Annotated in this window: 2 protein-coding genes; both read right to left on the bottom strand. The window is 44.3% G+C overall.

The genetic code is table 11. The annotated features are described in order from the left end of the window. Positions 1 to 1493, bottom strand: a 1493-nt coding sequence (locus JX312_RS07315; RefSeq protein ID WP_204457546.1) for an RluA family pseudouridine synthase, incomplete at its 3' end; no start/stop codon positions are given. 30 nt (positions 1494 to 1523) lie between these two features. Next, on the bottom strand, positions 1524 to 6413 hold the full coding sequence (locus JX312_RS07310) for a RecQ family ATP-dependent DNA helicase (protein WP_204457545.1): 4890 nt from the start codon (positions 6411 to 6413) through the stop codon (positions 1524 to 1526). Positions 6414 to 6705: the final 292 nt, after the last annotated feature.

Raw genomic sequence — 6705 nt, 5'->3', positions numbered from 1 at the left:
GCAATAGGCATTCCGAGCCCCATTTCTGATGCCGCATGTATTCTCAGTTGATGTGTGCGCCCTGTGACAGGCTTAAACTCTACGCGGCTTCTTCCACCTTCTGCACCGGTGAATTCGTAATAGGTAAGAGCATCCTTGCCGCATTCAATATCCACGCGCTGACGCGGTCTGTCAAGCCAGTCCGGAGATAAAGGCAGATCAATATGTCCGCAACGGGAGATTCCGAGAGACCGGTAATCTCCTTCAAGTTCGGCAACATACGTCTTTTTCACCTTTCTTGTGGCAAAAAGCGACTGCATGACCTTGAGAGTGTCGTTCCCGAATGTGGCTATAAGCAGACCGGAGGTGTCCTGGTCAAGACGATGAGCCATTCTGACAGACCTGCCGGAGCCATATTTCTCCTCAAGCCACTGCTGCACGGAAACCGCGTTCCCCTTACCTGGCACAGAGAGCATTCCAGACGGTTTGTCAACCACACAGAACCATCTGTTCTCATATATGATTTCCGGATTCCGGACTACCGGTTGCCCACAACCACTTTCCAGAGGTGGATATACATCAAGACCCTGCAGCATCCAGCCCAGCACCGGAAGACATTTCCCGCGACAGGCGGGATAATACGCGCCATCTATCCTTATTTCTCCGCTCTTGGCATGTCCATACCAATATTCGGCAATCGCTATTGGCTTCCAGCCGCGCAGATAGGCAGCCTGTAAAAGTTTGGGTGCACAGCACTCCCCTGCTCCGGATGGAGGAATCTTCAGTGGTGTTTCTGCAAAAATCTCACTCAGTGTCCTGCTTTCCCCACGCGCGTTAAGCAATGTGAAATTAGAGAAGAGCCATTGCTGCAAAGCTTCGGAATCCATACGGCGCTTCGATTTCAGATCGCCAAGATGAGACTTCGCTTTCTTGAGATTGGCAGCAACGGGGGCAAGATCGGCAATCGTTCTCTTTTTAAGGCGATGAAGTTCTGCTTTTTCAAATTGACTTTGGCGTATCATGGCTGCAATTTCATCTTTATCGGTAATACCCGACTCCCGTTTGGCGCTTCTCGCTATTTTTGACAATCGACACCTCTCTTTATATTCCGAAACCTCCGCTTCAAATTTTTCTTTGGCACGCTCATATTCACTCCTGATCTTGGAAAATTGACCTTCTTCAAATATGGATATATCAATATTCTGACGGGAAATCTCCATTTCTTTTGTTTTAAAATAACCGCCAGGTTGGAGATAATCGAACACCGGACCTACAAATCCGGGATGATAGAAACCTCCGTCACCAAGTTGTCCCGAGAAAGCATAAAGAGTATGACGGAGTCCGCAAGAGTCAGTAGCTATAAGCACACCGAGCATTTTCCCGGCATCAAGCTCACGGAGAAAATTAACGTCCTTAGGGTCATCACTCCCCTTTAGAGTCTCAAGCTTGGCAATCAATTTCCGGAAAGCCTCCTCGCACTCGCCATCCGGCGTATAGTCAAACGGGTTATTCATAATCAGCAAAATTACAAAATATCCAATTTTCTAATTAGCTTTATCACTTACAACTCTTTTAAGCGTTAAATCAACAAGCAATACGGCAGATTCTTTTTCTTCCTGAGGTGCATCTTTCGGACGCCACGCCACAATAAAACGGATGGAAGCCGAAATTACAGAATAGCCTTTATCAGTCCAGAGGCGCAGTTCTCCCTGCATTTTCTGTGACAATTGGGCGATAGCTATGTTCGTACAACAGTCATAAAGATAGTTATTCACAAAGCGAAGTGCCTGGCCCGCCCGGAGTGCAAGTATCTCATTCTTTCGTGATTTGAAAAATCCGAGATTTACATCCTTGAGGGATAACTGCAAAACAATCTCGTCAGGCATGTTATACTGCTGTTGATAGGCTCGATGCTCATCAGCCGGCATATGGTCGAAAAGAGAATCATCTGTATGTATGAACAGACGCTCTTTTGCACGGGTCGCTCCCACATAATACCGACGCAACACTTCATTATGGATATGCTGAGGCTTAGTGATGAGCATATAAACATCGTCAAACTCACGTCCCTTGGCCTTATGGATAGTGGAAACCACTACATCCGCTCCTGATAGATCACAGAAATCCTCGACAGACGATTCGAAGACAAATTCCTTAAAGTCTGTATGATATTTTATCTTATTTGTCTCTTCAAATAATGTAATACACCGTTGCAGGTAATGAAGGCTTGCTGAATCAGCATACATAGCGAAAGTCTTATGTTTCGCCTTTTCCCACACATCATCTGAAATAATCGGTGTATGTACGCCACTATTGATCTGTTTGAGAAACATACGCACTTCCGCCATATTCCAGAACCGGAAACCATCCATACTCTGCACCAACTTACTGTTCAATCCGTGTTTACGCAACAAAGCTACAAGGATGACAGCCTCCTCATTTGTCTGAGTCAACACGCAAGTGGAGCCTCCTCCATAATTAGCCAACAAATCATCGACAAGAGGCTTATACATTATATGCGAAACATGATGACGGATGCCGACAAAACCTTCTTTATGATTCATGGAAATGATGGCATCACTCTTCATTCTACCTTTTATGCCATTCACAAATACGTTTGCAAAATCAACCACATGTCGTGAACTGCGGTAGTTACCAGTCATTTCAATAAATCGAGCTTCCGATTCTTTCATCATCTGAGTCATGTAGCGGGAGTCTGAGCCACGGAATTCAAATATATTCTGGTCATCATCACCAACAGCAATAACGCGCATTTCCTCGTTGGATTTCATCAAGGCATGTACCAAGGCATACTCCTCCTTACTCATATCCTGCGCTTCGTCAATGACCAGAACCGTTTTGGCAATACGATTTGGCTCCACATCTCTATTATTAATCATCTGAGCCGCGCGAGCTACCACATCCTCAACGTCTTCAAGATTGCCGATTCTACCCAACAAATCAAAACAATAGGAATGAAAAGTCTTTATTTCAACAAAGTGGGCGGCATTGCCAATAAGTCCCAGCAGACGCTGCTTGAACTCTATCGCCGCAACACGCGAAAAAGTGAGCATCAACAACTGTTCATGTTTTACATCTTCAAGCAATAGCAATGAGGCGAGCTTATGTACCAGAACTCGAGTCTTTCCACTGCCTGGTCCCGCCGCCACCACGATACAACGAGATTCCTTATCGGAAATAATCTCCATCTGTTTTTCGGAGAGAGAGCCAAAAATATGCCTGTATTTCTCCGGAGTGACGTTTCTCTCTATCTCACGCACACGTTCTCCTTTAAAATATTTCGAAACAAACCGCCTGTAATCCATCTGAAAGTAATCCTGTACATACTGTAATGCGGCATTATAGTCACGAACCATTAAATTGGCATATTCACCCACAATATGTACCTGCTGGATCTTCTGTTTGTAAAACTCGCTAAGCATACGGTAATCTTCTTGTTTATAACGCAGCCTGCTATCCTTGACACGACGGATGTCCATGGCATTATAGAGCACAAGAAAACCTCCCTCAAGTTTCAAAGCACCGATCTTTGACAAATAAAGCAATGCCTCTTCCACGTCTTCCAACCGTACATCCTGCATGGTATCCAACAGGGTGTTTCCATTAGCTTTCAAATCATTCAGCAACTCCACTACAGAGAACTGGATTCCATTATTTTTTGTTTCCCCTTCTGTGACTGGCGACATAAGCCCATACAACCACCCTGTTATAAAATGGCATATATCCATACGCCTTTCAAAGCGTTTCAGAGTTGATTCCACATCCATCTGGCAAGACAATTCAATATTGTGTGCGACATCTTCCTTCTTACGCGTATAGCCTTTGACAGTAAGAAAATACAATAATGTGCGGATATCCTTTTCTGTCGCGGTTTCGACACCATTTTTCTGTGCGCTATCGTTCAGTTGTTTGTATGATATACGAAGTGAGTCATCAGATATATGCCCGAGGATGTAACGTTCAAGTGTCATAAACCGTTCCAACAGACGTTTCGACTTGTTTTCNGATTCTCCCGCATCATTCAGAAAAGCAGAAATATCCTTTGAGTCGGCAAGAATGCCCTCTTGACGCATGCGCTCTACGCTGGAGACCACCTCGCTCTTGCTTAGTCCAAGAATGTCTGCCAGATAATCTACGCGCGATTCCGCTTCAGCGTTCTGAGCCTTGGCAATATACTTATGCGATATTAACGACTTTATGATACGCACCGCCTTCTCCACCTCCTCATTCTCGAAAAGCAAGGATTCCGTGATACGCTTACGGGCTTCGTCAATGTTTTTAACGGTTATACCAGTGGCATATACACGCGGCACATTATTTCCTCGCTCCAAGTAACCGGCTTGCTCCAACGCACCCAATGCTGTCCGCACACGTGTCTCTATATCGGATACAGAGTCATCCCAACCTGCCTTTCTGGCTATCTCCAAAGCCGAGCAACATGCGTGCATACGTTGTCTGGTCAAATCCTTCACAGCCTTCCACACCTGCTGTATCTCACTAATACTTAGCTTTGTCTGGTTGAGTAGTATAAAGTGTTTGTCGAGATCAGTATCGCTATACAATACAAAACAACGAGCTTCGAGATCCGGATCCCGACCGGCACGACCTGCCTCCTGGACATAATTCTCTAATGAATCTGAAATGTCGTAGTGTATAACAAGTCCTACATCCTTTTTGTCAACACCCATTCCAAAGGCAGAGGTCGCCACAATTATGCGCACCCGGTCATTCATAAATGCTTCCTGATTGACAATCTTATCATCCGCGTCCATCTTGCCGTTAAAGGGCAAAGCCTTGAAACCGTCTCTCGTAAGCTTCTCTGCCAATTGCCACGTCCGCTTGGTGCGGGAAACATACACTATGGCAGGGCATGATGATTCAGCTATCAATGATCGCAACTTCAGGTACTTGTCATCATCCGTATCAGTGTGGATTACCGAATAACGCAGGTTGGTACGTACTGCCTTAGAAGCAAAAATATGAAGATCAAGGTTGAGTGTCTGTTTGAAGTAGTCGCAAATATCCTGCACCACCTTCTGCTTCGCCGTAGCGGTGAAGCAAGAAACGGGTATTGTCTCACGACACTGTTTGCTCTTTTGGTATTGACTTATAAACTTGCCGATATACTGATAATCCACCCTGAAGTCCTGACCCCAGGAGGAAAAACAATGCGCTTCGTCTACTACAATACGTACAACATGGCGTGCCAGCAATATCTTCTCTATAGTTTTCGATCTAAGCATCTCAGGAGAAATGTACAACAGTGAAGCATCACCGTTCATCACCCGTTGAATGGCTTCCGAACGGCTGATGGGATCCAGCAGACCGTTAATGGTGACAGCGTCCGTAATACCTCTTTCTGCCAGATTATCCACTTGATCTTTCATCAGCGATTGCAATGGCGAGATGACCACTGTAAGACCATGCACCGAACGCCCTTCCATCAGGGCTGGCAACTGGAATGTCAGCGATTTTCCTCCACCCGTAGGAAAGATTGCCAGCAACGATTTATGCTCAACAGCAGCACAAGCCGCATTTTCCTGAAGCGGTTCTCCGCCATAGGTCCGGAACTTATCAAATCCGAAAAACCTTTTCAAATTGACATGCACGTCAAGGTTCTTATTACAATAAATGCAACCTTCTCTGCATTTGGCATGACGGAGAATCCCTACCAGATTCTCCACATTCGGATAATTATTCAGCACCCATGCCGGTGTGATTGAACGATGGTCTGTAGTGTTTATTAATGCAAGCGCATATGCAAGTTCACAGGGGTACTTATTTATAATATTTTCAATATCTGCATGTTCGCAAATCTTGCCTGCATATTCTGAACGAATCAATTCCGCCAATGACTCTTTTCTGCCAACTTTGGCATTGACAAAAGCTAAAAAGCCCTTAAACTCGTCGTAGTCTTTAAGCAATGTTGAAAAAATTAGCTGCGAAATGGTCGAAAGTCTCTTCCATCGAGTTACCTCATCCATCAGCAAGTCACGGGCTTTATCGCAGTCGTTGACAGGATTGTTCAGGTGCTCACTTACCAGCTTGTCATCTTTTAGTAAATGATGATAAGGGCGTTCAGGGAAAAGTAAGGGCGACAAAAACAAAGTATCAACAAATAACCAGTTATCACTTCCCTCACCAAACAGATATTTGGCATCATGATGGATGATGTTATGTCCACAGACAAAATCAACATCCTTCAAAAACATCTTCAACTTCTGTTTGTCTGCAGAATGATATGTTGCACCATCCCACCGCAGAGCACCAATATCATGAATCTTTTTATCCTTTAACCCAACCTCAACATCCACAAATACATATCGGGATGAATCTTGTGACACTTCCCGTGAGCGAGCCGATCTGCTATCTGCCCCGTTTATTGTATCTATTATTTTATTCCAAAAAGACATTTATACTGGATTTGGTAAAGAATTCTTATTAATCACCAAACAGCCAAAACCTTGGATAGACTGACTTTTCTTTGGAATATATCAGAAAGTTTATAGCCATTTTAAGTTTATTGGGATACAACACTTCTCGTTGGCATTTTTCCCATATGCAAATATAGTAATAATTTATGGCACCAATGTCCAAGGAGAAAAAAATACTCCTCTTCTTGAAAAATTGGTAGTGTTTCACTGAGTGTGTCTGAGGCGAGTTCACTCAAGCCTGTAGACCTCAGATGACGATGCAAATTTAATT

This window comes from Barnesiella sp. CU968 (genome assembly GCF_905219685.1).
Lineage (GTDB): Bacteria > Bacteroidota > Bacteroidia > Bacteroidales > Muribaculaceae > Lepagella > Lepagella muris_A.
This window is presented reverse-complemented; position numbering and strand designations above follow the sequence as displayed.